We start from the raw sequence: 22,653 nt of genomic DNA on the forward strand, positions 1-22,653 counted from the left end.
CCAGACCACTTTCCGGTAGTTCTGCTTGTCCGTGACGGACAACACGTACAAGTCTGAGGCAGCCGCGCGGATTCCCGCCCCGGCCGAGCCCCCCGCACTGTGGAACCGCAACTTCCGGCTCTTCTTCGTCGCCCGCGCGGTCGCCGTCCTCGGCGAGGGCATGGTCCCGGTCGCCTTCGCCGCCGGACTCCTCGGCGCGGGCCACCCCGGCTCCACCGTCGGGTACGCGCTCGGCGGCTGGACCGCCGCCTTCGCGCTCTTCGTCCTCTTCGGCGGCGTCCTCGCCGACCGGTTCACCGCCCGCCGCATGATGATCCTCGCCGACCTCCTGCGGCTGCCCGGAGCCGCCGTCCTCGCCGTCTCCTTCAGCCTGGGCAGCCCACCGCTCTGGGCCGTCTACACCCTCTCCGTGCTCAGCGGCGTCGGCGCCGCCCTCTTCCAGCCCGGCGTCGCCTCCACCATCCCGCGCATCGCCCCCGACGTGCAGCGCGCCAACGCCGTCCTCCGGGTCGTCGAGGCCCTCATGACCATGGCCGGACCCGCCGCGGCCGGCCTCCTCGTCGCCCTGTGGAACGCCGGCGCCGCCTTCGCCGTCAACGGTGTCACCTTCGCCGTCAGTGCCGTCTGCTTCACCCTGATGCGCCTCGTGCCGCTCCCCTCCGACACCGCCCGGCGTGACTCCCTCGGCGCCGAACTCGCGGGCGGATGGCGCGAGTTCCGCTCCCGCAGCTGGCTCTGGGGCGTCATCTCCATCTGGACCGTCTACGGGCTGACCGTCGCCGGCCCCATGGTCCCGCTCACCGCGAGCCTGGTCACCGAGGACCACGGCTCGGCCGCGTACGGCGTGCTCATGGCCGTCAACGGCGCCGGCAGCGCCGTCGGCGGGCTCCTCGCCATCCGGCTCCGCCCCCGCCGCCCCCTCGCCTCCGGCGCGGTCGCCCTCCTCGGCCTCCCCGTCAACCTCCTCCTGCTCGGCCTCGGCGCACCGGTCGCCCTCCTCGGCGCCGGCCAGTTCGTCGGCGGCGCCGCCTTCGCGTTCTGGCTGGTGATGTGGTCCACCTCCGTGCAGACCCACGTCCCGCAGGAGGCCCTCAACCGGATGCACGCGTACGACGTGGCCGGCTCCCTCCTCATGATGGGCGTCGGCCGCACCCTCTCCGGGCCCGTCGCCGCGGCCGTCGGCACCGACCGGGTCCTGCTCACCGGCGCGGGGATCGCGGTGCTCGTGGTGGCGGCCCTCCTCGTCGTCCGGCCGATCAGGACGCTGCCGCGGCTCTGAGGCGGGGGGCGGAGGCCGGGCGTGCGCATGCGGCCACCGGCCGTGTCCCGATCCTTTGGAAAGCTGTCGTTCGGGCCAATGGTGGGGGGCGCGGCCCGGACGGGATGCTCAGTGGCATGGCCCAGACAACCGAGCGCCCCGCCGGCCCCGCATCCGACCGTCCCCCCGCCCACGCCCCCCGGGTCCACCGCGCCTGGTTCGTCGCGGCGGTCACCTTCGTCACGATCATCGGCGCCGCGGCCTTCGCCTCCCTGCCGGGCCTGCTCATCGAGCCGCTGCACGCCGAGTTCGACTGGTCGCGCGGCACCATCGGCTTCGCCGTCTCGGTGAACCTCGCCCTCTACGGCCTCACCGCCCCCTTCGCCGCCGCGCTCATGGACCGCTTCGGCATCCGCCGGGTCGTCGCCGTCGCCCTCACGATCATCTCCGCCGGGTCCCTCCTGACGGTCTGGATGACGGCGGCCTGGCAGCTCGTCCTCTACTGGGGCCTCCTCGTCGGCCTCGGCAGCGGCTCCATGGCCCTCGCCTTCGCCGCGACCGTCACCAACCGCTGGTTCGTCGGCCGCCGCGGCCTGGTCACCGGCATCCTCACCGCCGCCGGCGCCTCCGGCCAGCTCGTCTTCCTGCCGCTGCTGTCCTGGCTGGTGGAGCACCACGGCTGGCGCCCCGCCGCCGTCACCGTCGCCCTCTCCGCGCTCGCCGTCGTCCCGTTCGTCTGGCTGCTGCTGCGCGACCACCCGGCGGACGTCGGCCTCGCCCCGTACGGCGGGGAGTACGCCGACAAGCCCGCCCCCGTCACCGGCGCGGCCCGCCGCGCCGTCACCGTCCTCCTCAAGGCCGCCCGCACCGGCCCCTTCTGGCTCCTCGCCGGCACCTTCGCGATCTGCGGCGCCTCAACGAACGGGCTGGTCAAGACCCACTTCGTGCCGGCCGCCCACGACCACGGCATGCCGGTCACCGCCGCCGCCGGACTCCTCGCCGTCATCGGCGTCTTCGACGTCGTCGGCACGATCGCCTCCGGGTGGTTCACCGACCGCTTCGAGGCGCGCCGGCTCCTCGCCGTCTACTACGCCCTGCGCGGCGTCTCGCTGCTCTTCCTGCCGATGCTGCTCGCACCCTCCGTCCACCCGCCGATGGTGTTCTTCATCGTGTTCTACGGACTGGACTGGGTCGCCACCGTCCCGCCGACGATCGCCCTCTGCCGCGAGCACTACGGGGACGACTCCGCGATCGTCTTCGGCTGGGTCCTCGCCTCCCACCAGGTCGGCGCCGCCGCCGTCGCCTTCGCCGGCGGCGTCGCCCGCGACGTCTTCGGCAGCTACGACGTCGTCTGGTACGCCTCCGGCGCCCTGTGCGCCGCGGCGGCCCTGATGGCCCTGGTCATCCGGCGGCCCCGGACGAAGCTCCCCGCCCCGGCAGGAGCATGATGGGCCCCAGGGGGTGATCGCCGATGAGCGGTCCTGACATGGGGCGCACGCACGCCCGGATGCTGAGGGTCTCGACGCTGGCGCTGTGCCTGGAGGCCGGGGTGGCGCTGGCGGCGCTGATGACCGTCGGTCTGAGCCGTGAGCCGGCGTCCGGCGAGGAGTCCGGGGGCGGCGGCGGCCTGTTCCTGCTGGGCCTGCCGCTGGTGGCGGTGTTCGGCGTGCTGGCCGCCTTCGCGGTCTCCGCCGTCCTCGTCCTGCCCGCCGTCCTGTTCGGTGAGGACCTCGGCCGCCGCTTCGAGAGCGGTCCCCTCCGCTGGCAGCTCGCCCTGGCCGCCCTCGCGGGCGGCCTCCTCGCCCCCCTCGCCGGGGCCTGGGGCTGGGCGGCCGGCGCGACGGCCCTGGCCGTGGCGGTGCTCCTCACCCGCCACGTCCGCCAGGGCCACTTCGTGACGCTCCTCCTGTGGGGCGCCCTCGTCGTCGTCACCGCCTTCCTGGCCGGCGGGATCGTCCTGTACGCACAGGACTGACGAGCGGGCCCCCGGGCGGTTCAGGCGCTGAACCGCCCGAACCGGCCCCGGTGGAACAGCAGGGGATCCCCTTCCTCGGCCGCTCCCAGGGCGTCGACCCGGCCCACCACGATCAGATGGTCGCCGCCCGTGTGGACGGCGGTGATCGCGCAGTCGATCCACGCCGGGGCGCCCGCGAGCCGCGGGGCGCCGGTGACCGGGGCCGGAGCCCACTCCACCCCGGCGAACTTGTCGGCGCCGCTCACCGCGAACGACCGGCACAGACCGCCCTGGTCGGCACCCAGCACGTTCACGCAGAACGAGCCGGCGCCCGCGATCCGCGGCCATGTCGTCGACGTACGGGCGACCATGAACGCGACCAGCGGCGGATCGAGCGACAGCGACGCGAACGACTGGCAGGCGAACCCCGCCGGCCCCTCCGCGTCCACGGCCGTCACGATCGTCACCCCGCTCGCGAAGTGACCCAGGACCCGGCGGAACTCCGCCGGATCGACCGGTGGCCGCTCGTCCTCCCGCACCGCGCGCAGCACCGGTCGGGGCAGTGGCTCCACGGCCGTCGGCGAACCGGCCGCTCTCAGGTGTCGGACGACGGTGGCCGCCATCCCCGCATGTCCCATCACATCCCCCATTGAAACTGACGCTTCGTCAGATAGGAAGCCCCCGGCACGACGGACGAACCGCCGCGCCGGGGGCCTCCCGGACCGCCCCGGTGGGACGGCCTCCGCTAGGGCCTGTCGTCAAAATCCCCTCGTTGCCCGCGGGGCAGAGGGGAATGTGACGACAGGCCCTAGCGGCCCTCGTACTTCGCCTCCCGGCGCTCCACGAAGCTCGCCACGCCCTCCTGGGCGTCGCGGGTGGTCATGTTGAGCTCCTGGGCGACGGCCTCGGCCGCGAAGGCGGTGGCGCGGTCGGAGTCGAAGGAGGCGTTGACGAGCTGCTTGGTGAGGGCGAGGGCGCGGGTGGGGCCCTGGGCGAGGCGCTCGGCCCACTCGCGGGCCGCCTCGTCCAGATCGGCGGCCGGGACGACGCGGTTCACCAGGCCGAGGTCCTTCGCCTCGGCCGCGGACACCGCGTCGCCGAAGAACAGCAGCTCCTTGGCGCGCTGCGGGCCGACGAGCCGGGGCAGCAGGTAGGCGCCGCCGCCGTCCGGGACCAGGCCGCGCCGCGCGAACACCTCGACGAAACGGGCCGAGTCCGCGGCGATCACCAGGTCGCAGGCGAAGGCCAGGTGCGCGCCGATGCCCGCCGCGGTGCCGTTGACGGCGGCGACGACCGGCTTCTCGCAGTCCAGTACGGCCCCGATGAAGCGCTGTGCGCCGCGACGGATCATCCGGGCCACGTCCCCCGCCACCCGCTCGCCGCCGGCCGCCGGACCTCCGCGCAGGTCCGCGCCCGCGCAGAAGCCGCGGCCCGTGGCGGTCACCACCACCGCCCGGACGGCGGCGTCGGCCGAGGCGTCGGCGAGGAGGGAGATGATCCGCTCGCGCTGGTCCCAGGTCACGGCGTTCATCGCCTCGGGGCGGTTGAGGGTGATCCGCAGGACGCCGTTCTCGACACTGTGCAGGACGTCGGACATCGAGGAGGACTCCTATCGGCAGACCGCGAGGGCGTCCAGGGCGACCGCGCCCTGGCCGCGCGGCAGCACCATCAGCGGGTTGATGTCGAGTTCGGCGAGGTCGCCGTCGAGCTCCAGGGCCATCCGCTGCACGCGCAGGACGACCTCGACGAGCGCGTCGACGTCGGCCGGCGGGGCGCCGCGGACGCCGTCCAGGAGGGCCCGCCCGCGCAGCTCGTCGAGCATGGAACGCGCCTCGGGCTCGCCGAACGGCGGGACCCGCACGGCCGTGTCGCCCAGGACCTCGACGAGGACACCGCCGAGACCCACCGTCACCGTCGGGCCGAACAGCTCGTCCCGGGTCACGCCCACGACCATCTCGACCCCGCGCCCCACCATCTGGCAGACCAGGATGCCGTCGAGGTCGATCGACTCGAACCGGGCGATGTCCGTGAGCTCGCGGTACGCGTCCCGCACCTGGCTGGCCGAGGTCAGCCCCACCTTCACGAGCCCGAGCTCCGTCTTGTGCGCCAGCTGCGCCCCCGACGCCTTCATCACCACCGGATAGCCCACGAGCCCCGCCGCCCGCACCGCCGCCGCCGCGCTCGTGACGAGCTGCTCGCGCGGCACCCGTATCCCGTACGCCCGCAGCAGCTGCTTCGCCGCGTGCTCGCTGAGCCGCCGGCCCGGCCGCATCAGCGCCTGCGCCTTGCGGAACGACGGCGACGGGGTGCGCGGGGCCTCGTCGAACGGGGAGCGGTAGCCGGTGGTGAAGGCGTGGTGGTCGAGATACGCCTTGACCGCCCCGATGCAGTTGCCGAACGTTCGGAAGGTGGCCACGCGCGACGACCCCAGCAGCGTCGTGCGGTACGCCTCCTCCGTCCCGAGCGGCGACCCCCACACCACGCACACCAGCTTGTCCGTCGCCTCGGCCGCGTCGACCAGGTCCTGCGCGAGCTTGTCGCTCATGGGCGGGAAGGGGCCGGTGATCGGACAGATGAGGACGCCGACCGACGGGTCCGCGAGGATCGCGTCGATGATCTTCCGGCCGCGCCAGTCGCCCACCGGATGACCGCCGTTGTCCACCGGGTTGGCGACGTTCAGGTACTCCGGGATCCACTGGTGCAGCTCGTCCTGCTTGCCCTGCCCGAGCGTGGGCAGTTCGAGCCCGGCCGCCGTGGCGAGGTCCGCGAAGTGGGCGCCCGTGCCCCCGGAGATCGAGTAGACGACGACCCCGTCCGCCAGCGGCCGGCGCGCCCGGGCGAGCAGGGTCGCGGTGTCCTGGAGCTGGTCGAGCCCGTCGACCCGGATCACCCCGAACTGGCGCATGGCCGCGTCGACGACCCGGTCCGCCCCCGTCATCTTCCCCGTGTGCGACGCGGCCGTACGCGCCCCGGTCTCCGTCCGGCCCACCTTCACGGCCACGACGGGCACCCCCTGGCGCGCGGCCCGGTCGGCCGCCAGCAGGAACGACCTGCCGTCCTTCAGCCCCTCCACGTAACAGGCGATGGCCCCCACCTCGGGCCGCCCCGCGAAGTACGACAGGAAGTCCGCGGTCTCCAGGTCCGCCTCGTTCCCGGTCGGCGCCCAGTGCGAGAGCCGCACGCCCAGCTCCTGCAGCGTGAACACCGGCCGTCCCTGGTGGCCGGACTGGGTGATGAGCGCCACGGCCGGACCGTCCAGGTCCTCCCGGAACCGCTCGAACGCGTTCAGGTTCGTGTTGGGGCCGAGCAGCCGCAGCCCCGAGCCGCGCACGGCGGCGGCGAGACGTTCCTGCGCGGCCGCCCCCGTCTCCCCTGTCTCGGCGAAACCCGAGGCGAAGGCCACCGCGAACTTCACCTTCGTCTCGGCCAGTTCCTCGATCAACGGCAGTGGGTCGGCCACCAGCAGCACCGCCAGGTCCACCGGCTCCGCGAGGGCGCGCACCGACGGCACGCAGGCGATCCCGAACACGCTCTCCCGCGTCGGGTGCACCGGCACGATCCGCGCCCCCACCCGCTCCGCCCACGCCATCAACTGGCGGGTGATCCCGGTGTTCGGCCGTCCCTCCGCGTCCGACGCCCCCACCACCGCCACCGACTCGGGCCGGAAGAAGCGGTCCAGGTCCGGCACCGGCGCGTACAGCGGCCTCCCGCTGACATCCGTGTCGCCCGGCGCCGCGGTCACGCCGTGCACCGCCGTCCTCGGCCCCTCCCCGCACGCGTCCACCCGTGCGCGGAGATCGGTGGTGAAGGTGCCGTGAGTCGATCCGAGCATCGTTCCGCTCCACCTTTCCGCCCCTGCCAACTGACCTGACGCATCATCAGATTACCTAACTGACACTCAGTCAGGAATGCTCGTGCGCTGGTCTCTTCGCGTGGGCTTCCCCTCCCCCTCCCTCGCTCCGTGGACCCGGCGGCGCCCCCGGGCGTCCTCTAGTCGCGTGCCAGCCGGTCGAACCAGCGCACGATCTGCGGACCCGCCAGCTTGAAGGAGCCGTTGTGGTCGGCCTTCCCGTGGTCGATCACGGGGGCCTTCACGCCGTTGCGGGCCAGGTCGGCCGCGCAGCTGACGGAGTTGGCGATCACCACGTCCGTGTCGCCGGCCGCGGCGTGCAGCCGCACCGGGACCTCGGGCCTCCAGTCGCAGGTGCCGTCCTGCGCCTTGAGCGCGGACAGCAGGCCGCCGGTCGGGTGGCCCAGCCGACGGAGGAACGCGTCGGTCAGCAGCTCCCGCACGGAGCCGGGGAGCTTCGTGACGATGTCCTCCTCGGTGTGCCGGGTGTCGAAGAGCCGCTCCACGTACCCCGCGTACGGCTGCCGGAACGCCTCGGCCGCGTCGGCGTAGACGGGGTGGAGCCGGTTCTGCGCGGTGAGGAAGTACGCCATGTAGAAGACGCCGCTGATGTCGTTGACCCGGCCGTCGAGCAGGGCGGGGACCTCGGCGCCCCGCAGGTCGTACGGTCCGGCCACCGGCGCGAGGGCCCGCAGCCTGAAGCGCCGGTCCGCGCCCCGCGCCAGCTCGCGGCCGAGCGCCATGGCGACCTGGCCGCCCTGCGAGAACCCCGTGCCGTACACGTCCCCGGTGAGCGGCCTGCCGAGCGAGGCCGCTGCGGTCCGGGAGGCCCGCAGCATGTCGAGCGAGGCCGAGACGGAGGAGGCGGTGTCCATGTACGGGTGGAGGCCGGGGCCCTTGCCGAGCCCGAGATAGTCCGGGGCGGCGACGGCGCGGCCCGCCGCGGCGTGCAGATAGGGCGCGTAGAGGCCGAAGTCCTCCGCCACGGAAGGTGCGTAGTCACGGTGGACCATCGTGCCGTGCGTGTCCGCCACCAGATCGAGCCGACGCTCGCCGCCCTGGGGGAGCACCAGCAGTCCGGTGGCGGTCGTCGGCGCCCCCTGTGGCGTCACCGTCCGGTAGGTGAGCCGGTAGCCCCGCAGACCGTGGCGCACGGTCGACGTGTCGACGCCGGCACCCTCGAGGAACGCCGCCACCTCGGCCCGGCTCAGGTCGGCCACGGGGGTGACGCCGAGGAGGGTGCCGCGCCCGAGGGCCTGGTGCGCGGGGGCCGGGGCCGGCGCGGGACGGGGTGCGGACGCGGCCGACGCCGGGGCGACGGCCAGGGCGGTGACGACGACGGCCGTCGCGGCGGCGAGTGCCCGGCGGGCCCTGCGTCGCCGCCCGGGCAGACCCGCGCGGGCGGGCGTCGTGGCGCGGGGCGTGGCCCGGCTCGCGGTGCGGGCCGTGGTGCGGTCCTTGGTGCGGTCCGTGGTGCGGTCTGTCGTCCGGTCTGTCGTCTGGGTCATGACGACGACGCTACGGAGCCGGTGATCGCCGGGACATCCGACGGCCCCCCGGCGAGGAGGGTGGCCAGCCCTACCCCGGAACCGGGGAATCCCCCTGAGCGGGCGTACGTGAAGCGGGTGGTGACGAGCAGTCGGGTGCGTGCCACCCGGCACGTGACGAGGGGTGGCCGGGTGGCCGGGTGGCCGGGTGGTCAGGTGGTGGCCGGGTGGGGCTTGGTCTTCGAGATGCGGCGGGCGATGCGTTCCGCGTCGAGGGCGAGTTCGCGGAACATGCCGCTGATGGGGTTGGTGAAGCCGGTGAAGTAGAGGCCGGGGGCGGAGCGCGCGGTGCGGGCCCCGTGGACGACGGGGCGGCCGGTCGCGTCGAGGACGTCGAGGTGGCCGAGGAGCGGTTCGAGGCCGCGCCGGTAGCCGGTGGCGGCGATGACGCTGTCGGGGGCGACACGGGTGCCGTCGGCGAGGAGGACCTCGCCGGCGTCGAAGCCGTCGACGGCGGCGACGATCTCGACGGTGCCGGCCCGTACGGCGTCGATGAGGCCGACGTCCTGGACGGGGACGGCGCCCTGGCGCTGGCGGGTGGCGAGGCCGGTGGTCGGCCGCGGCAGCCCGTACGCGGAGAGGTCGGGCACGGCGAACCGGGCCATCAGGCCGCCCATCCGGTCGACGAGGGGGACGGGGAGCCGGCGGACGAGGATGCCGGTCCGCTGGGCGGGCCAGCCGGCGGTGGTGCGCCGCACGATGTGCGGCACGGTGCGGATCGCGAGGCGTACCCGCGCGGCGCCGCCCCCGGCGAGATCGGCGGCGATCTCGGCCCCGGTGTTCCCGGCCCCGACGACGAGGACGTCCTTGCCCCGGTACGGCTCGGGGTTGCGGTACTCCCGCGCGTGCACGAGCCGCGGGGTGCCGGAGGGGGCGACGGGTGCCTCGGGGTCGGCCACCACCGCGACGGCGGAACCGTCCGCGGCGGCACCGGTCTCCGCGCCGCCGCCGGTCTCGGCGGGGGAGTCGGTCACGGCTGCGGCATCGGTCTCCGCGCCGCCCCCGGAAGCCCCCGCGTCCCCGCCCGCGTACTCCGCCAGCCCCGGCCAGTCGGGTATACGGGGGGTGTGGTTGTAGCCCGTGGCCACGACGACGGCGCGGGCGGTGAGGCGGCGGCCGCCGGTGGCGTGGAGGATCCACTCGGTGCCGACCCGTTCGACGCGGAAGACCTCGACGCCGGTGACGACCTCCAGCTCGTGCTGCTCGGTGTACTTCTCCAGGTAGCGGACGACGTCGGCGCGGGCCACCCAGCGGCCGAAGGAGCGGGGCATCCCGAGGCCGGGGAGGGCGGAGAGCCGGCGGGTGGTGTGGAGCCGCAGCCGGTCGTAGTGGGTGCGCCAGGAGGCGCCGACGGCGTCGGACTTCTCCAGCACGACGGCCCGGACGCCTCGCGCGCCGAGGGCGGCGGCGACGGCGAGCCCGCCGGGGCCGCCGCCGATGACGTACACGGGCTGGGCGGGCGGTTCGACGTGCGGTGAACGGGGGGTGGTGGCCATGAATGCTGAGCGTAATGACGTGTACACGTAGTGGGTCTCGGTCAAGAGGGATTTCGGTTGCGAATCGGTCACGTACCGACCGGAATCCCCGCTACCGGACCCGGCGGCGGGTCCCGGCTGCGGGTCCGGCACCCGCCGCCCGGGCCTCTGTCCGCGAGGGTCAGGAGGGCGACGCCGTGGGTTCGACCGAGGTCGGGGACGGGGGCGACGTGGGCTCGAGGGACGACGGCGAGGGCGCGTCGGTGGGTTCGCCGCCTTCCTCGGTGGGCGCGTCGGTGGGGGTGCCGCCGGGGCCTTCGTCGGCCGTGGCGGTGGCGACGGGGGCCTCGTACGACGGCGCCGTCCCCGCGTCGCCGCTCGACGCAGCAACGCCCAGGGTGAGCACGCCGAAGGCGATCACCGCCGCCGCCGCCCCGATCAGGACGGCGGTCCTCCGCCGCGTGGGCGACGGGAGCGGCGAGGGGGTCGGGGGCGGCGGGAACGAACCGGTCGCGGCGGGAGAGGGGGGAGAGGGGAGGGGGTGGGGCGCGGCGAACGACCCGGTCGCGCCTTCGCTCCCGCCCTCGGCCTTGTCCAGGGCGGGCGGGGCCGGCGGGACGGGCGGGGCCGACGGGGCGGGCGGGGTGCTCGGGGGAGCCGTCGGGGGGATCGCCGGGATCACCACCGGGGTGGACCCGGTCGAGCGCGGGCCGCCCACTTCGGCCGCGACGATGTCGGCGGGGGGTCCGAGGCGTTCGAGGACGCTGCGGACCACTGCGGAGTGGACGGCGTCGGCCTCTTCCAGACCGGCGTCTATGTGCTCGACGATCTCCTGCCTGAGTTCCTCCCGGCGGTCGGCGGGGAGGAACACGGCCGCGTTGTCGAAGCGGCGCAGGTACTCGTCGATGAGCTGTTCTCGCCTCGAGATCACCCGTGGCTCCCTTCACTGCTGAGGAGGTTGTCGACGGTGGTCTTGAAGGTGCCCCACTCGCCTGAGAACTCGTCCAGGGCTGCCCGCCCGGTGGGGGTCAGGGTGTAGTAGCGCCGAGGGGGGCCCGAGTCGGACTCCCGCCAGGCCGTGTCGACCCAGCCTTCCTTGCGGAGGCGGGAGAGCAGCGGGTAGATGGTGCCCTCGCTGGTGACGAGGCCGTGGGCGTCGCAGAGCTCCCGCACCAGGTCGAAGGCGTACCTCTCGCCGTCGCGCAGGAGCGCCAGGACGCAGAACTGCAGGATTCCTCGGCGGAGTTGACTCACTCCTGATCGCGACCCACCCGGCAGTACCATGTGTCGCAAGGTACCTGCTGACGAATGATTCCTGCAAGCCTTGCCGGCGCCGGAGTTCCGGGATGCCGGCGCCGGAGTTCCGGGATGCCGGCCGGAGTGCCCCGGGGTGACCTCGGAGTGCCCCGAGGCTCCCGCCTCTTGCGCTCCCCGCCCGCCCTGCGCTGAACTGACGTACCGTCAGAAACGGGCGAACGCCCCACCCGGTCCATCGAGCTCCGTCGAGAGGACGCCCATGCAGACCCTCTGGCTCACCGGCGCCGAATGGCTCGCCGTCCTCCGCATCGGCCTCGGCCTGTGGTGGCTGGAGAGCTGGCGGCACAAGGACAGGAAGGGCTGGTTCGAGCGCGGCACCGGCATCGCGTGGGCGGCCGACGTCGCGGGCAGGCACCGCTGGGCGCCGGTGAGGAAGGGCTTCGACGCGGTCGTCGCGCCGCGGCCCCGGCTGATGGCGTACGTCGTCGTCTACGCCGAACTCGCCCTCGGCCTGGGCCTGGTGGCGGGTCTGCTCACGCCGGTCGCCCTCGTCGGCGGCCTGCTCCTCAACCTTCTCTACCTCGTCCTGATGATCCACGACTGGGCCGAGCAGGGGCAGAACGCGATGATGGCGCTCATCTCCGTCGTCGCGCTCTTCGCCGTGTCCTGGCAGACCTGGTCCCTCGACTCCGCGATCGGACTCTTCTGATGACCGCCGGCCCCGACGTCGACGCCTTCACCCGCCCGTACTGGGACGCCGCCGCCGAGGGGCGTCTCCTCGTCCGCCGCTGCACGGCCTGTGCCCGCGCCCATCACTATCCGCGCGAGTTCTGCCCGTACTGCTGGAGCGAGGAGGTCGGGTGGGAGCCGGCGAGCGGCCGCGCCACGCTCTACACCTGGTCCGTCGTGCACCGGAACGACCTGCCGCCGTTCGGCGACCGCGTCCCCTATGTCGCCGCCGTCGTCGACCTGCCCGAAGGCCCCCGCATGATGACGCAGGTCGTCGACGTGCCGCACGACGACCTGCGCATCGGCATGGACCTGGAGGTCGCCTTCCGGCCGGAGGGCGAGGTCACCGTCCCCGTGTTCGGGCCGCCCCGCTCACAGGGCTGAGATGTTCCGCCAGAGCTGGCCGGCGCCGGAACCGCAGGTGTAGGTCATGGCGAAGGAACCCGACGTCAGACACCGTCCGTCGCTCATGTTCCTGAAGCTCCGTCCGGACGACGACGAGGAGACGACCTTCCAGGACTGGAGACTCGCGCCGTTGCAGGCGGCGGTGGTGACGGCGGTGTTGCCGGCCGGCTGGAGGCAGCGGCCGGAGTGCCTGTTGACCAGGCGGAAGGTTCCGTTCGCGCCGGGCGAGTACGTCCAGGAGTACCAGTAGGTCGCGCCGCTGTTGCCCGGGGCGCCGCACTCGGCCGTGGTGACGATGTCGCCGAAGCCGGCGTTGTACTCCGCCAGGCAGTCGCCGGTGTTCGCGTTCTCCAGGGAGTACGTCCCCGACGGCGCCGAACTCCCTCCGGACGGCGGTGGCGCCGGCTTCGTGGTCGTCGGGGCCGGCGGGGGAGCGGGCCGGGTCGTCGCCGCCCCACCGGACCCGGAACCGGACCCGGAACCGGACCCGGAACCCGACCCGGCCCCCGATCCGGAAGCGGAGCCCGAACCGGACCCGCCGGGCACCGCGCCCGTGCCGCCCGCACCGCCACCGCCACCGCCCGCCGCGCCGCCGACGGCCGCGCCTCCGTCCGCCCCGCCCCCGTCGGCCGGCGGCGGGACGGGGACGCCGGGAGAGGCGCCGGGCGGGGTGGACGCCGGCGGCTTCGGGGCCGGGGTCGTGCCGGACGGGGAGCCGGTCCCGCCCGACGGCGGCACGGCCGCCGGCTGCGAGACGACCGCGGAGGGGGAGGGGGAGGCGCCGGGACCGGCGCCCAGGCGGCCCATCTCGTACGGGCCGAGGGCGACGGTGAGGGTGGTGCCGGTCGCCACCACGACGGGCACGGCGAGCATGACGAAGCGGTTGCGGCGCTTGCTCCGCTCGCCGGGGGCGGCCCCGCCGCCGGTGACGGCCAGCGGGTCGGGCGAGGCCGTCGCAGGCTCCCGGCCGCCCTGCGGGGTCAGCGACGCCGTCGCGACGTCCTCGGCGGGCTCGGCCTCCTCCAGCGCCGCCAGCTGCGCGGCCGTCGGTGCCTCCGCCGCGAACGCCGCCCGCTCGCCGATCCGCTCGGCCACCGCCGCGGGCCACACGGCGCCCGCCGCCCGCTCCTCGGCGAGCCCGACGAGGTCGTCGGCGGTCGGCCGGTCCGCCGGATCCTTCGCCAGACACCGCCGTACGAGCTCCGCCAGCGCGGGCTCGGTCTCGGCCAGCCCCCCGAAGTCGGGTTCCGCGTGGACGACCCGGTAGAGCAGGTCCGGACCCGAGCCGTCGCCGAAGGGAGGCCGGCCGTTGGCCGCGTAGAGGAGGAGGCTGCCGAGCGCGAAGACGTCCGCCGCGCCGCTCAGCCGGCGGTCCGCGACGGCCTGCTCGGGCGCCATGTAGGCGGGCGTCCCGATCACCATGCCGGTCCTGGTCAGCCGGCTCTGGTCGGCGGCGCGGGCGACGCCGAAGTCGATGAGGGAGAGCCCGTCGCCGGTCAGCATGACGTTGGACGGCTTGAGGTCGCGGTGCACCATCTCGGCGCCGTGCACGACCCGCAGGCCCGCCGCCGCGCCGCGGAGGAGGCGCCAGAGGGAGTCGCCGGGCAGCGGGCCGCCGTGCAGGCGGATCGCCTCGTTGAGCGTGATCCCGGGGATGAACTCGGTGGCGAACCACGGGGGCTTCGCCGTGCGGTCGCTGGCGAGCAGCCTGGTGTTGGCGCCCGCGGGCAGCCGGGCGAGGTTGTCCAGCTCGTGTCCGAAGTGGTTGAGGAAGTCGACGTCCTCGGCGAGTACGGGCAGGACCCGCTTCACCGCCGCGAACTTGCCCTCCACCGCGCCGAGATAGACGCGGCCCATCCCTCCGGACCCCAGCACCCCGAGCAGCCTGAACGCCCCGATCCGCCGGGGGTCCCCCGGCTCCAGCGGCATGGCCCCGCTGCCCTTCAGGCGCTCGAAAGTAGAACGATTCTCCGGTTCCCCCTGCATGGGCCACACCCTAGCCGAGGGTGATTGCCATCTGAACGGAACCCAACTCCTCGTTGCGGTCCTGTTGTTGAGGGTGAGGAAAGGGGTCTGGCCGGAGGGCTCAGGTCCGGATCAGCGGCGCCAGGATCTCCTCGGCCGCCTCGGCGAGGGTGGGGAAGTGGCGGTGGGCGCCGGCCACGGGAGCCGGGCCGTTCACCGACCAGACCGTCATGCCGGCGGCGAGCCCCGAACGGACCCCGGACGGCGCGTCCTCGACGACCAGGCAGTCGGCCGGATCGACGCCCAGCCTCTCCGCGGCGAGCAGGTACGGGACGGGGGAGGGCTTCCCCTCCGTCACCGACGCCGCGTCCACGACGAGCCCGGGAAGGGGGAGCCCGGTCCGCTCGAAACGGCCGCGGACGCGGTGCTCGTAGTTCGACGTCACCAGCGCCCAGCGGTCGGCGGGAAGCGCGGCGAGCAGCTCGGCCGCTCCGTCGAACGCCGTGTACGTCCCCGTACGGACGTCCTCGTCCTCCAGCTCGTGGAGCAGGGCGAGGCAGGCGTCCGCGTCGAGCCCGGGAGCCACGGTCGCGAACGTCTCGACCGGACGCGTCCGCAGCGCGACGGCGTACACCTCCTCCCCGTCCAGCCCTTGCCGCCCGGCCCAGGCGTGCCACATCCGCCGCTGGTTGGCCACGGCGTCCATCAGCGTGCCGTCGACGTCGAAGAGGACGTGGGTGTGGGCGGGTACGGGGGCGGGGTTCTCGGTGATCACGCCCCGGATGCTACGTCGTCCTCGCATCCGGGGCGCCGGCCGCTTCGGGAACCCGTCAGTGGACGGTCTCGCCGTATCCGCCGAGGGCGATGCCCGACGGGTCCATGTTGTGCAGGGGGTAGTTGTACAGCGAGGAGCCGGACGCGAAGGGTGCCTTCCAGCTGCCCGTTCCCCGGTACAGGATGACGGATGTGACGGAGTCGGTGTCACGGTCGTAGGCGACGAGGTCGTTCCTGCTGTCGCCGTCGGTGTCGCCCGCGGCGACGAGGGTGTCGAACCTGCTCCAGCCGCCGCTGACGCGGGTGCGGGTGTCGAAGGTGCCGTCCCCCTTGCCGAGGTACGTCCAGAGGACGCCGGCCTTGTCGCGGGCGACGAGGTCGCCCGCGGGGGCTCCGGCGAGGTTGCCGGTCGCGGTGACCCGGTCGTAGATGTTCCATCCGGCACCGACGCGGACACGGTTCGCGTACGGGGTGGAGGTCGATCCCGTGCCCTTGTAGAGCCACATGACGCCTGCTGTGTCGGTGGCGAGGAGGTCGGTTCGGCCGTCGCCGGTGACGTCGCTGCCGGCGGCGAGCTTGTTGTAGATCTGCCACCCGCCGCCGATGCGGGCGCGCGTGGAGAAGCCCTTCCCGGTGCCCTGGTACAGCCAGAGGACGCCGGTCCTGTCGCGGCCGAGGAGGTCGGGGTACGGGGTGCCGGCGGCGTTGCCAGGAGTGAGGATCTCGTCGTACACGCCCCAGCCGGCGCCGAGGGCGTGAGGCTGGAAGACGTTGGTCTCCGCGGTGTTCAGGACGTGCTTGCCGTCGAAGGCGTTCAGGAGGCCCTGGCGGCTGCGGATCAGCAGGTCCGGCGATCCGTTGTCGTTGAAGTCGTGCGGGCGCACCGCGCGGGCCACCGTGAAGGCGCCGTTCCGGACGACGTCCGGGCCGATGCCGTTGGCGGGCTGCGCCGTCATCGTCCAGGTGTAGTCGCCGTTGTGGGCGGGAAGGCCGGCGCCGGTGCCGTTGAAGGTGCCGTCCCAGGTGATGTCGAAGGGCTTGTCCGCCGTGCGCGGCGCCTGGGCGAGGGAGTCCCACTGCCTGCCGGTCCCGGTGTGCCGGATGACCAGGCGCACCGTGGCATTGTGGCGGTTGAACGTCCACGACGTCTTCAGCGAGCCGCCGTTGCGGTCGAGGTCGACCACGCCGCTGGGAGGCGCGGTCTCGCCCTTGACGGTGAGGACCGTCGGGACGCCGGTGGTCACCCGGAGGGACGCGGCGGGCCTGCCCGTCTCGTCCGGGGCGATCCGGTAGATGCCCTCGCCCTGGGCGACCGTGCCGGCGGTGACCATCAGGGAGCCGTCGGCGGACTGTGTGACGTTGGACGCGTGGTCCAGGAGCTCGACCGTCTCGCCGGTCTTCAGCGAGCGCGCGGTCAGCTTGTGAAGAGGGGTGGAGAGGGTCGAGGTGCCCCCGCCGAGCGTGCCGTAGACGACCCAGTCGCCCATCAGCTTCACGCTGGACGAGGAGTACGCCTTGCCCAGGGGCAGTCGCTCGGTCTCCGTGCTGCCCCGCCGGGTCACGGCGAGGGCCAACCCGCCCGGGCTGGGCCACTCGGTCCAGACCGCGTGGGTCGACGACACGGCCGAGGCGGACGTCGATCGGGTCCCGGGGGCGTCGTACGTCTCCACTACGGCGGCCGTGGCCACGTCCACCAGCGCCACCCGGTACTTCTCCACGCGGTCCGGGCGGGTGCCGTAGAGGACGAGGAGCGTGTCCGGCGCGCCGGTGCCGGACCGCGCTCCGGTGTCGAAGCGCATGTAGGCGGCGTCGTCGGGCACGCCGGTCAACTTGCGGTCGACGAGCCGCCCCTGCCCGTCCCTGCTGAACAGGTGCACTTCGCGATGGTTGTTCACGTAGGTGGCCGCGACGAGCGTGGTGCCCGTGTGGTGGAACAGCGAATAGGCTCCGCCGAACGTGGCGGTGTCGAAGGCCGCCACCTCGGCCCCGGTGGACATGTCGACGTACGTGTACGTGGTGCCCTCGATGCGCACGACGATGTCCGTGCCGGGGCTCGCCGCGTACCGCGACCCGGGCAGCCGGGTCTGGACACCGTCCTCGTGCCGCGTCCACGTGTAGACGCGCGTCGTGCCCTCCAGGTGCGTCGCAAGGAACCCCGAAGGGCCGCTGCCGACGACCTGCGCGCCGGCCGGCATGGCGAGGGGGCCTTGTTCCGTCGTGGCACCGGGGGCCGCCTCGCCGGCGGCCGTGGTCGTGGCCACCGCCGCCGGCGCGGCCGAGAGCGTGCCGACGGTGACGGCGAGTGCGACGGCGGCGGCGAGCCGGTGGCGGGACGTACGTGCTCCGGACAAAACGGTGTTCCTCCCCCAGAGTTGCGGGCGTGGCGGGCACCTCCACGCCCACAAGACTCAAGAGGGTTTCGAAAGGTTGTACGCCGGGGTCGCCCGCGTCACGACACCGAGGTGAACTTCGTTCCCTCGCCCGCGTACAGCGGCGTCGTCGACTTGGTGAAGGGGGCCGACCACGAGCCCGTGCCCAGGAACACGTGGGTGCCGGCGGCGCCGTAGGCGAGGAGGTCGGGCCGCCCGTCGTTGTTCGCGTCCCCGACGCCCACCAGCTGGCTGTACGCGTTCCAGCCCCCGCCGATCCGCACGCGGCCCGCGAACGTGCCGTCGCCCTTGCCCTGGTACAGCCACAGCACGCCCGACGCGTCCCGTGCGACGAGATCGCCGGCCGGGCCGCCGGAGATGTTGCCGGTGGCGGTGATCTGGTTGTAGGCGCCCCAGCCCGGTCCGAGCCTCGTGCGGCCGGAGTAGGGCGCGTTCCAGGCGCCGGTGCCCTTGTAGAGCCAGAGGACGCCGGCGGTGTCGGTGGCGACCATGTCGGCCTTTCCGTCGCCGGTGAGGTCGGAGCCCGGGGCCATCGCGGTGTAGACGCCCCAGCCGGGGCCGATCTTGACGCGGTTCGCGAACGTGCCGTCGCCCTTGCCGAGGAAGCTCCACAGGACACCGGTCGTGTCCCGGGCGATGAGGTCACCGGCGGGGGCGCCCGCGATGTTCCCCGCCGACTCGATCAGGTTGTACGCGTTCCACCCGGCACCGACCTTCACGCGCGGCTTCGCCGGCGTCACCTGGCCGGCCACCGGCCAGTCGAGGGTGTCGTCCCGCCACAGGGTGCCGGAGGCGTCCCGCGCGAGGAGGTCGGGGGAGCCGTTGTCGGTGAGGTCGTGGGGGTTGGCCTGTCGGGCCACCGTGAAGGAGCCGGTCGCGTAGCCCTGGCCGCCGATGCCGTTCAGCGGCGTCGCGACGACCTGCCACGTGTAGGCGCCGTTCGGGGCGCTCACCCCGCCCGTCAGGCCGTCCCAGGTGAGCCGCGCCGGAGCCGTCGGCTCCACCAGGCGCTTCGTGAACGCCTTCCCGGTCGCGTTGTGCCGCAGCGTCACGTCGAGGGTCACGTTGGAGCGCGAGAGCGTCCACTCCATCGGCACGAGCCCGCCGTTGCGGTCCAGCTGGGCCACGGCCGGGACCTTGCTGCCGACCACGGACGGCGTCGACGAGGCACCGGGCGTCGGTGCCACGAGCGCAACCTGCGGCTCGGTGGCGGACTCGGTGATCCTGAACAGTCCCTCGCCGTCGGTCATCCTGCCGCCCTGGACGACGATCCCGTCCGGCGTGACCGTCGCCGCCGTGAAGTGGTCGAGCAGGGTGGTGGTCGCCCCCGTGACGAGGTTCTGCGCGGTCAGCGCGTGCAGCGGGTTGCGGACGGACGCGTTCAGCCCGCCCGGCACCCCGTACAGCACCCAGTCCCCGGAGAACCCGACGAGCTCGCCACCGGTCCCCACTCCCAGGTTGATGCTCTTGAACGGGGCGTACTCGCTCCGCTTCTGCACGGCCAGCCGCGTGACTCCGTCCGGGTACTCCGTCCACGCGAGGTACGACGGGGAGATCGCGGCGGTCGCGCTCGACACGCGGGCCCCGGTGGTCCACGGCGTCCGCATGAAGCCGCCGAGCACGCTCGCCGTCGCCTGCCAGTACGTGTGCGTGTCGCCGCTCCCCTTCCGGGTGAAGAGGATGAGGACGTCGGCGCCCGAGTGCGCCATGACCCGGAAGTTCTGCGCGTCGATCTGGTACGAGATCTTCTCCTGCTGCTGCACCCCGTTCACCCGGGTCAGCCGGTAGAGGTCCTGGGCGCCGTTGTTGTTGGGCGCGCTCAGGTACACCGTCGAGCCCACCGCCCCGACGACCATGTAGTCCTCGATGCGCCCGGCCGGCTTCACGTAGACGGGGTAGCCGCCCGAGGCCATGTCCCGCAGGACGAACTGTCCGTCCTGCTGCGCGATCACGGTGTCCGAGCGCGTCGGGAGGCCGTACGCCCCCGGAATCGTCGTCCTCGACCCGTCGGCGAACTTCGTCCACGTCAGCGTGGCCCCGCCGGTCCCGTCGTCCTTCGAGGTGAGGAACCCGGTCGTGCCCGCGCTGGCGAGGACCTCGCCCGCCGGCAGCGTCACCGACGCGTCCTGCACCCCCGCCACGACCGTGGCCCCCGCCACGGGAGCGGTCACCAGCGTCCCGGCCGTGGCCGTGACCGCCAGGACCGCCGTGACCGCTACGGCCAGCCGCCGGCCGTGACGTGTGTGTGCGTGCTTCATGGTGTTACCCCCTGGGATGGCGCGGTGCAAAGACACCGCGGCCGCTGTTCAGAACGTGCTGATGGGAAGGCGGGCATAGGAGTAGGCGGGAGTGCGGCCCTGGAAGGGGGCGCGCCGGCTGCCCGTGCCCTTGTAGAGGTACGGCATGCCGCTGTCGTCGAGGGCCACCAGGCCGTTGCGGCCGTCACGGTCGGCGTCGCCGATGCCGAAGGTGGTGGCGAACTCGTTCCAGCCGCCCCCGACGCGGATGCGGGTGTCGAAGGTGCCGTCGCCCTTGCCGACGGTCTCGTCCTGCACCGGGTCGTCGGCGGTCACCGCCGCCCCGACCGGGGCGGCGGCTGCGGCGAGGCGGAACGGAGCACGGGCGCGGGTGCGGAGCAAGGGGGGATGCCTTCCTTGAAGGGGTCGGGGCGCTCGGGGTGGTCCGAGGGTCAGAACAGGGTGACGTCGCCGGTGCCGAGCGGCTCCGGGTTGTAGACCCCCTGGCGGGAGCCGAAGGGCGCGCGCCAGTCGCCGGTGCCGAGGTAGTGGGCGAGGGTTTCGTGGGTGCCGCCGGCGACGCCCTGGACGACGAGGTCGGGGCGGCCGTCGCGGTTGGTGTCGCCGACGCCGACGATGTCGGAGTAGCGGTTCCAGCCGGCGCCGACGCGGATGCGGGTGGCGAAGGTGCCGTCGCCCTTGCCGAGGTACATCCACAGGACGCCGGCCCTGTCGCGGGCGAGGAGGTCGCCGGCGGGTGCTCCGGCGATGTTGCCGGTGGCGGTGACCCGGTCGTAGATGGTCCAGCCGGCGCCGACGCGGACACGGTTCGCGTACGGGGTGGAGGACGAACCCGTGCCCTTGTAGAGCCACATGACGCCCGCCTTGTCGGTGGCGACGAGGTCGGGGCGGTTGTCGCCGGTGACGTCGCTGCCGGCGGCGAGCTGGTCGTAGATCTGCCAGCCGCCGCCGATCCGCGTCCGGGGCGAGAAGCCCTTGCCGGTGCCCTGGTGGAGCCAGAGGACACCGGTCCTGTCGCGGCCGAGGACGTCGGCGTGGGCGGAGCCGCCCGCGTCGCCGGGGACGGTGAGGCGGTCGTAGGCGTTCCAGCCGGGGCCGTGGTCGACGCGCTCGCGCTGCGACGGGGTGCCCCATCGCCCGGTCTCGTACAGGGTCTGGCGGGCGTCGTAGCCGAGGAGCCGGCCCGAGCCGTCGCGGACCAGGAGGTCGGGGGCGCCGCTGTCGGAGAAGTCGTGGGGGGCGGGCCTGTTGGCGACGGTGAGGGCGCCGGTCCGCTCCAGGACCGGGCCGATGCCGTCGGTGGGGCGGGCGGTCATCCGCCAGGTGTAGGCGCCGTTGGGAGCGGAGGTGCGGTTGTCGGTCATGCCGGTCCACTCGACCCCGAGGACGTGCGCCCGGTCCAGGTGCTGGGGTTCGGACGTCCACCGCCGGCCGGTGGCGGTGTGGGTCAGCTGGAGCCGGAGTTCGACGTTGCCCCGGTCGAACTCCCACGACCACCGGGCGTTCCCGCCCGTGCCGAAGTCGACGGTGCCGGGGGTCTGCCGGGTCACCGCGCCGATGGCGGTGGGCTCGCCGGTGGTCGCGACGAGGGTGGCGGTGGGGGCGCCGGCGGCGTCGACGGAGACGCGGTAGACGCCTTCGCCGTGGGCGGCGGTGCCGCCCCGCACGAGCAGCCCGCCGTGGGCGTCGCCGACGACGCGCTCCATGCTGTCGAGGAGCTTGACGGTCCTTCCGGTCGTCAGGGAGCGGGCGGTGAGGCCGTGCAGGGGGTTGGGGGCGGTCTGTCGGTAGGAGCCGACGCCGTACGTCACCCACTGGTCGCCGAGGAGCTCGACCTGGACGTTGCCGGTGCCGAGCGGGGTGCGCGTGACCGAGGTGTCGCCGCGGGGGGCCACGGCCAGCGTTACGGAGCCGTCGGCGGCGGGCTCGGTCCAGGCCACGAGGCGGGCGGTGGCGGTGGCGTCGCCCTCGTTGGCGACGAAGGGGAGGGGCCTCGTGTCCGTGACGGCGCCGGTGGCGACGTCCACGATGGCGAGGTGCTTCCCGGGGGCACCGGCCGTGTTGTAGGCGAGGAGCAGGGTGTCGGGGGTGGACACCTCGTAGCGGTAGACCCACGCGTTCGCGGGCAGGCCGGTGACGGTGCGGTCGACGACCGTGTCTTCCGGCTTGTCGACGAGGTGGACCTCGGTGCCGCCGACGGCGTTCGGCCGGGCCATGACGAGGGTGGATCCGGCCAGGCGCTGGAGGTCGGCGTTCGGGCCCAGGGCGGTGGTGTCCACGACGACGGGGTCCGCGCCGGTGCCGAGGTCGTACAGCGTGTGGACGCCCTCCGCGGACGTCACGGCGAGGTCGGTCCCGACGCTGCCCAGGTAGGGGCCGGGAGGGAGCACGGTGGTGACGCCGGTCGAGTACCGCGTCCAGCGGTACTCGGTCCCCGTCTCGGTGGCGACGGAGGTCAGGACGCCCGACGGGCCTCCGGCGGCGAGGTGCGAGCCGGCGGGCAGGGCGGGGGCAGCGTCCTGCTCGCCCGCCGTGACCGCGAGGGCGGCGGCCGTGAACGCGGTGGTGGAGGGCGCCGCAGCCGCGGGGGTGGTCATGCCCGCGGCGGTGACGGCGAGGACGGCCGTGACGGCCGTGACGAGCAGGCGCTGAGGTGTGTGAACGCGGATCAAAGGGATCCTTCCCCCCGGAGTGCTGCGGCGGCGGTGATCCGCCGTCAAGGAGGGGACTCTTGGGGGCGGCGAAGGGTTGTGCGCATCTCCTTCACCAGTTCGATCTTTCGCCTGTCCCG

At 73.9% G+C, this 22,653-nt stretch carries 18 protein-coding genes; 5 read left to right on the forward strand and 13 right to left on the reverse strand.

Features of this window, described 5'->3' with window-relative positions:
* Window positions 1-70 precede the first annotated feature (70 nt).
* The 3 genes from AB0424_RS11825 (at window position 71) to AB0424_RS11835 (ending at window position 3,233) form a co-directional block, all read left to right on the forward strand.
* Window positions 71-1,279, forward strand: coding sequence for an MFS transporter (locus tag AB0424_RS11825; protein ID WP_366304775.1), 1,209 nt, complete (start codon window positions 71-73; stop codon window positions 1,277-1,279).
* 116 nt (window positions 1,280-1,395) lie between these two features.
* The gene (locus AB0424_RS11830; RefSeq protein WP_366304346.1) at window positions 1,396-2,706 is read left to right on the forward strand and encodes an MFS transporter; all 1,311 of its coding nucleotides are present in this window, start codon (window positions 1,396-1,398) and stop codon (window positions 2,704-2,706) included.
* Window positions 2,707-2,729: 23 nt separating this feature from the next.
* Window positions 2,730-3,233 (forward strand): hypothetical protein, encoded by a 504-nt coding sequence (locus tag AB0424_RS11835; protein ID WP_366304347.1) that lies wholly within the window; start codon window positions 2,730-2,732, stop codon window positions 3,231-3,233.
* 20 nt (window positions 3,234-3,253) lie between these two features.
* Here AB0424_RS11835 and AB0424_RS11840 read toward each other — a convergent pair whose 3' ends face one another.
* The 7 genes from AB0424_RS11840 to AB0424_RS11870 all read right to left on the reverse strand — a co-directional run bounded on the left by AB0424_RS11840 (window position 3,254) and on the right by AB0424_RS11870 (window position 11,368).
* A complete protein-coding gene (locus AB0424_RS11840) occupies window positions 3,254-3,862 on the reverse strand; it encodes a flavin reductase family protein (RefSeq protein ID WP_366304349.1) in 609 nt (202 codons plus the stop codon).
* A gap of 158 nt (window positions 3,863-4,020) precedes the next feature.
* A complete protein-coding gene (locus AB0424_RS11845; protein ID WP_366304350.1) occupies window positions 4,021-4,809 on the reverse strand; it encodes an enoyl-CoA hydratase-related protein in 789 nt (262 codons plus the stop codon).
* 12 nt (window positions 4,810-4,821) lie between these two features.
* Window positions 4,822-7,044: an acetate--CoA ligase family protein gene (locus AB0424_RS11850; RefSeq protein WP_366304352.1), complete on the reverse strand. Its 2,223-nt coding sequence runs from the start codon at window positions 7,042-7,044 to the stop codon at window positions 4,822-4,824.
* A 158-nt stretch (window positions 7,045-7,202) separates the two neighbouring features.
* Complete coding sequence (locus tag AB0424_RS11855) at window positions 7,203-8,570, reverse strand: alpha/beta hydrolase (protein WP_366304354.1); 1,368 nt, start codon at window positions 8,568-8,570, stop codon at window positions 7,203-7,205.
* A gap of 191 nt (window positions 8,571-8,761) precedes the next feature.
* Window positions 8,762-10,105 (reverse strand): NAD(P)-binding domain-containing protein, encoded by a 1,344-nt coding sequence (locus AB0424_RS11860; protein WP_366304356.1) that lies wholly within the window; start codon window positions 10,103-10,105, stop codon window positions 8,762-8,764.
* Between the two features lie 160 nt (window positions 10,106-10,265).
* On the reverse strand, window positions 10,266-11,015 hold the full coding sequence (locus AB0424_RS11865; protein WP_366304358.1) for a hypothetical protein: 750 nt from the start codon (window positions 11,013-11,015) through the stop codon (window positions 10,266-10,268).
* Entirely contained in the window at window positions 11,012-11,368 is a 357-nt protein-coding gene (locus AB0424_RS11870) for a PadR family transcriptional regulator (RefSeq protein ID WP_366304360.1), read from the reverse strand. Before AB0424_RS11870 ends, AB0424_RS11865 begins: the two co-directional genes overlap by 4 nt.
* A 232-nt stretch (window positions 11,369-11,600) precedes the next feature.
* Here AB0424_RS11870 and AB0424_RS11875 point away from each other — a divergent pair, with 232 nt between their 5' ends.
* Together AB0424_RS11875 and AB0424_RS11880 are read left to right on the forward strand one after the other, a co-directional pair.
* Window positions 11,601-12,050: a DoxX family protein gene (locus tag AB0424_RS11875; protein WP_366304362.1), complete on the forward strand. Its 450-nt coding sequence runs from the start codon at window positions 11,601-11,603 to the stop codon at window positions 12,048-12,050.
* Window positions 12,050-12,454 (forward strand): Zn-ribbon domain-containing OB-fold protein, encoded by a 405-nt coding sequence (locus tag AB0424_RS11880; RefSeq protein WP_366304363.1) that lies wholly within the window; start codon window positions 12,050-12,052, stop codon window positions 12,452-12,454. Before AB0424_RS11875 ends, AB0424_RS11880 begins: the two co-directional genes overlap by 1 nt.
* Here the strand turns inward: AB0424_RS11880 and AB0424_RS11885 are convergent.
* The 6 genes from AB0424_RS11885 to AB0424_RS11910 form a co-directional block, all read right to left on the reverse strand.
* Window positions 12,443-14,461, reverse strand: coding sequence for a protein kinase (locus tag AB0424_RS11885; RefSeq protein WP_366304365.1), 2,019 nt, complete (start codon window positions 14,459-14,461; stop codon window positions 12,443-12,445). The genes AB0424_RS11880 and AB0424_RS11885 overlap by 12 nt on opposite strands.
* A gap of 100 nt (window positions 14,462-14,561) precedes the next feature.
* Complete coding sequence (locus AB0424_RS11890; RefSeq protein WP_366304776.1) at window positions 14,562-15,212, reverse strand: HAD-IA family hydrolase; 651 nt, start codon at window positions 15,210-15,212, stop codon at window positions 14,562-14,564.
* A 58-nt stretch (window positions 15,213-15,270) separates the two neighbouring features.
* Window positions 15,271-17,565 carry a VCBS repeat-containing protein gene (locus AB0424_RS11895; protein WP_366304367.1) on the reverse strand — a complete coding sequence of 765 codons (2,295 nt, stop codon included), beginning with the start codon at window positions 17,563-17,565 and terminating at the stop codon, window positions 15,271-15,273.
* Window positions 17,566-17,663: 98 nt separating this feature from the next.
* On the reverse strand, window positions 17,664-19,862 hold the full coding sequence (locus AB0424_RS11900) for a VCBS repeat-containing protein (protein WP_366304369.1): 2,199 nt from the start codon (window positions 19,860-19,862) through the stop codon (window positions 17,664-17,666).
* A 48-nt stretch (window positions 19,863-19,910) separates the two neighbouring features.
* Window positions 19,911-20,243, reverse strand: a complete 333-nt coding sequence (locus AB0424_RS11905) for a hypothetical protein (RefSeq protein WP_366304371.1) — start codon at window positions 20,241-20,243, stop codon at window positions 19,911-19,913.
* Between the two features lie 50 nt (window positions 20,244-20,293).
* Window positions 20,294-22,534: a VCBS repeat-containing protein gene (locus tag AB0424_RS11910; RefSeq protein ID WP_366304373.1), complete on the reverse strand. Its 2,241-nt coding sequence runs from the start codon at window positions 22,532-22,534 to the stop codon at window positions 20,294-20,296.
* Window positions 22,535-22,653: the final 119 nt, after the last annotated feature.

Origin of the sequence: Streptomyces sp. NPDC051180 (assembly GCF_040689545.1) — a bacterium.
Taxonomy (GTDB): Bacteria; Actinomycetota; Actinomycetes; order Streptomycetales; family Streptomycetaceae; genus Streptomyces.

Bases quoted from the DNA above. Each gene is read 5' to 3' on its own strand.
- AB0424_RS11830 (WP_366304346.1), top strand. From the start codon at position 1,396: ATGGCCCAGACAACCGAGCGCCCCGCCGGCCCCGCATCCGACCGTCCC.
- AB0424_RS11835 (WP_366304347.1), top strand. From the start codon at position 2,730: ATGAGCGGTCCTGACATGGGGCGCACGCACGCCCGGATGCTGAGGGTC.
- AB0424_RS11840 (WP_366304349.1), bottom strand. From the start codon at position 3,862: ATGGGGGATGTGATGGGACATGCGGGGATGGCGGCCACCGTCGTCCGA.
- AB0424_RS11845 (WP_366304350.1), bottom strand. From the start codon at position 4,809: ATGTCCGACGTCCTGCACAGTGTCGAGAACGGCGTCCTGCGGATCACC.
- AB0424_RS11850 (WP_366304352.1), bottom strand. From the start codon at position 7,044: ATGCTCGGATCGACTCACGGCACCTTCACCACCGATCTCCGCGCACGG.
- AB0424_RS11855 (WP_366304354.1), bottom strand. From the start codon at position 8,570: ATGACCCAGACGACAGACCGGACGACAGACCGCACCACGGACCGCACC.
- AB0424_RS11860 (WP_366304356.1), bottom strand. From the start codon at position 10,105: ATGGCCACCACCCCCCGTTCACCGCACGTCGAACCGCCCGCCCAGCCC.
- AB0424_RS11870 (WP_366304360.1), bottom strand. From the start codon at position 11,368: ATGGTACTGCCGGGTGGGTCGCGATCAGGAGTGAGTCAACTCCGCCGA.
- AB0424_RS11875 (WP_366304362.1), top strand. From the start codon at position 11,601: ATGCAGACCCTCTGGCTCACCGGCGCCGAATGGCTCGCCGTCCTCCGC.
- AB0424_RS11880 (WP_366304363.1), top strand. From the start codon at position 12,050: ATGACCGCCGGCCCCGACGTCGACGCCTTCACCCGCCCGTACTGGGAC.
- AB0424_RS11885 (WP_366304365.1), bottom strand. From the start codon at position 14,461: ATGCAGGGGGAACCGGAGAATCGTTCTACTTTCGAGCGCCTGAAGGGC.
- AB0424_RS11900 (WP_366304369.1), bottom strand. From the start codon at position 19,862: ATGAAGCACGCACACACACGTCACGGCCGGCGGCTGGCCGTAGCGGTC.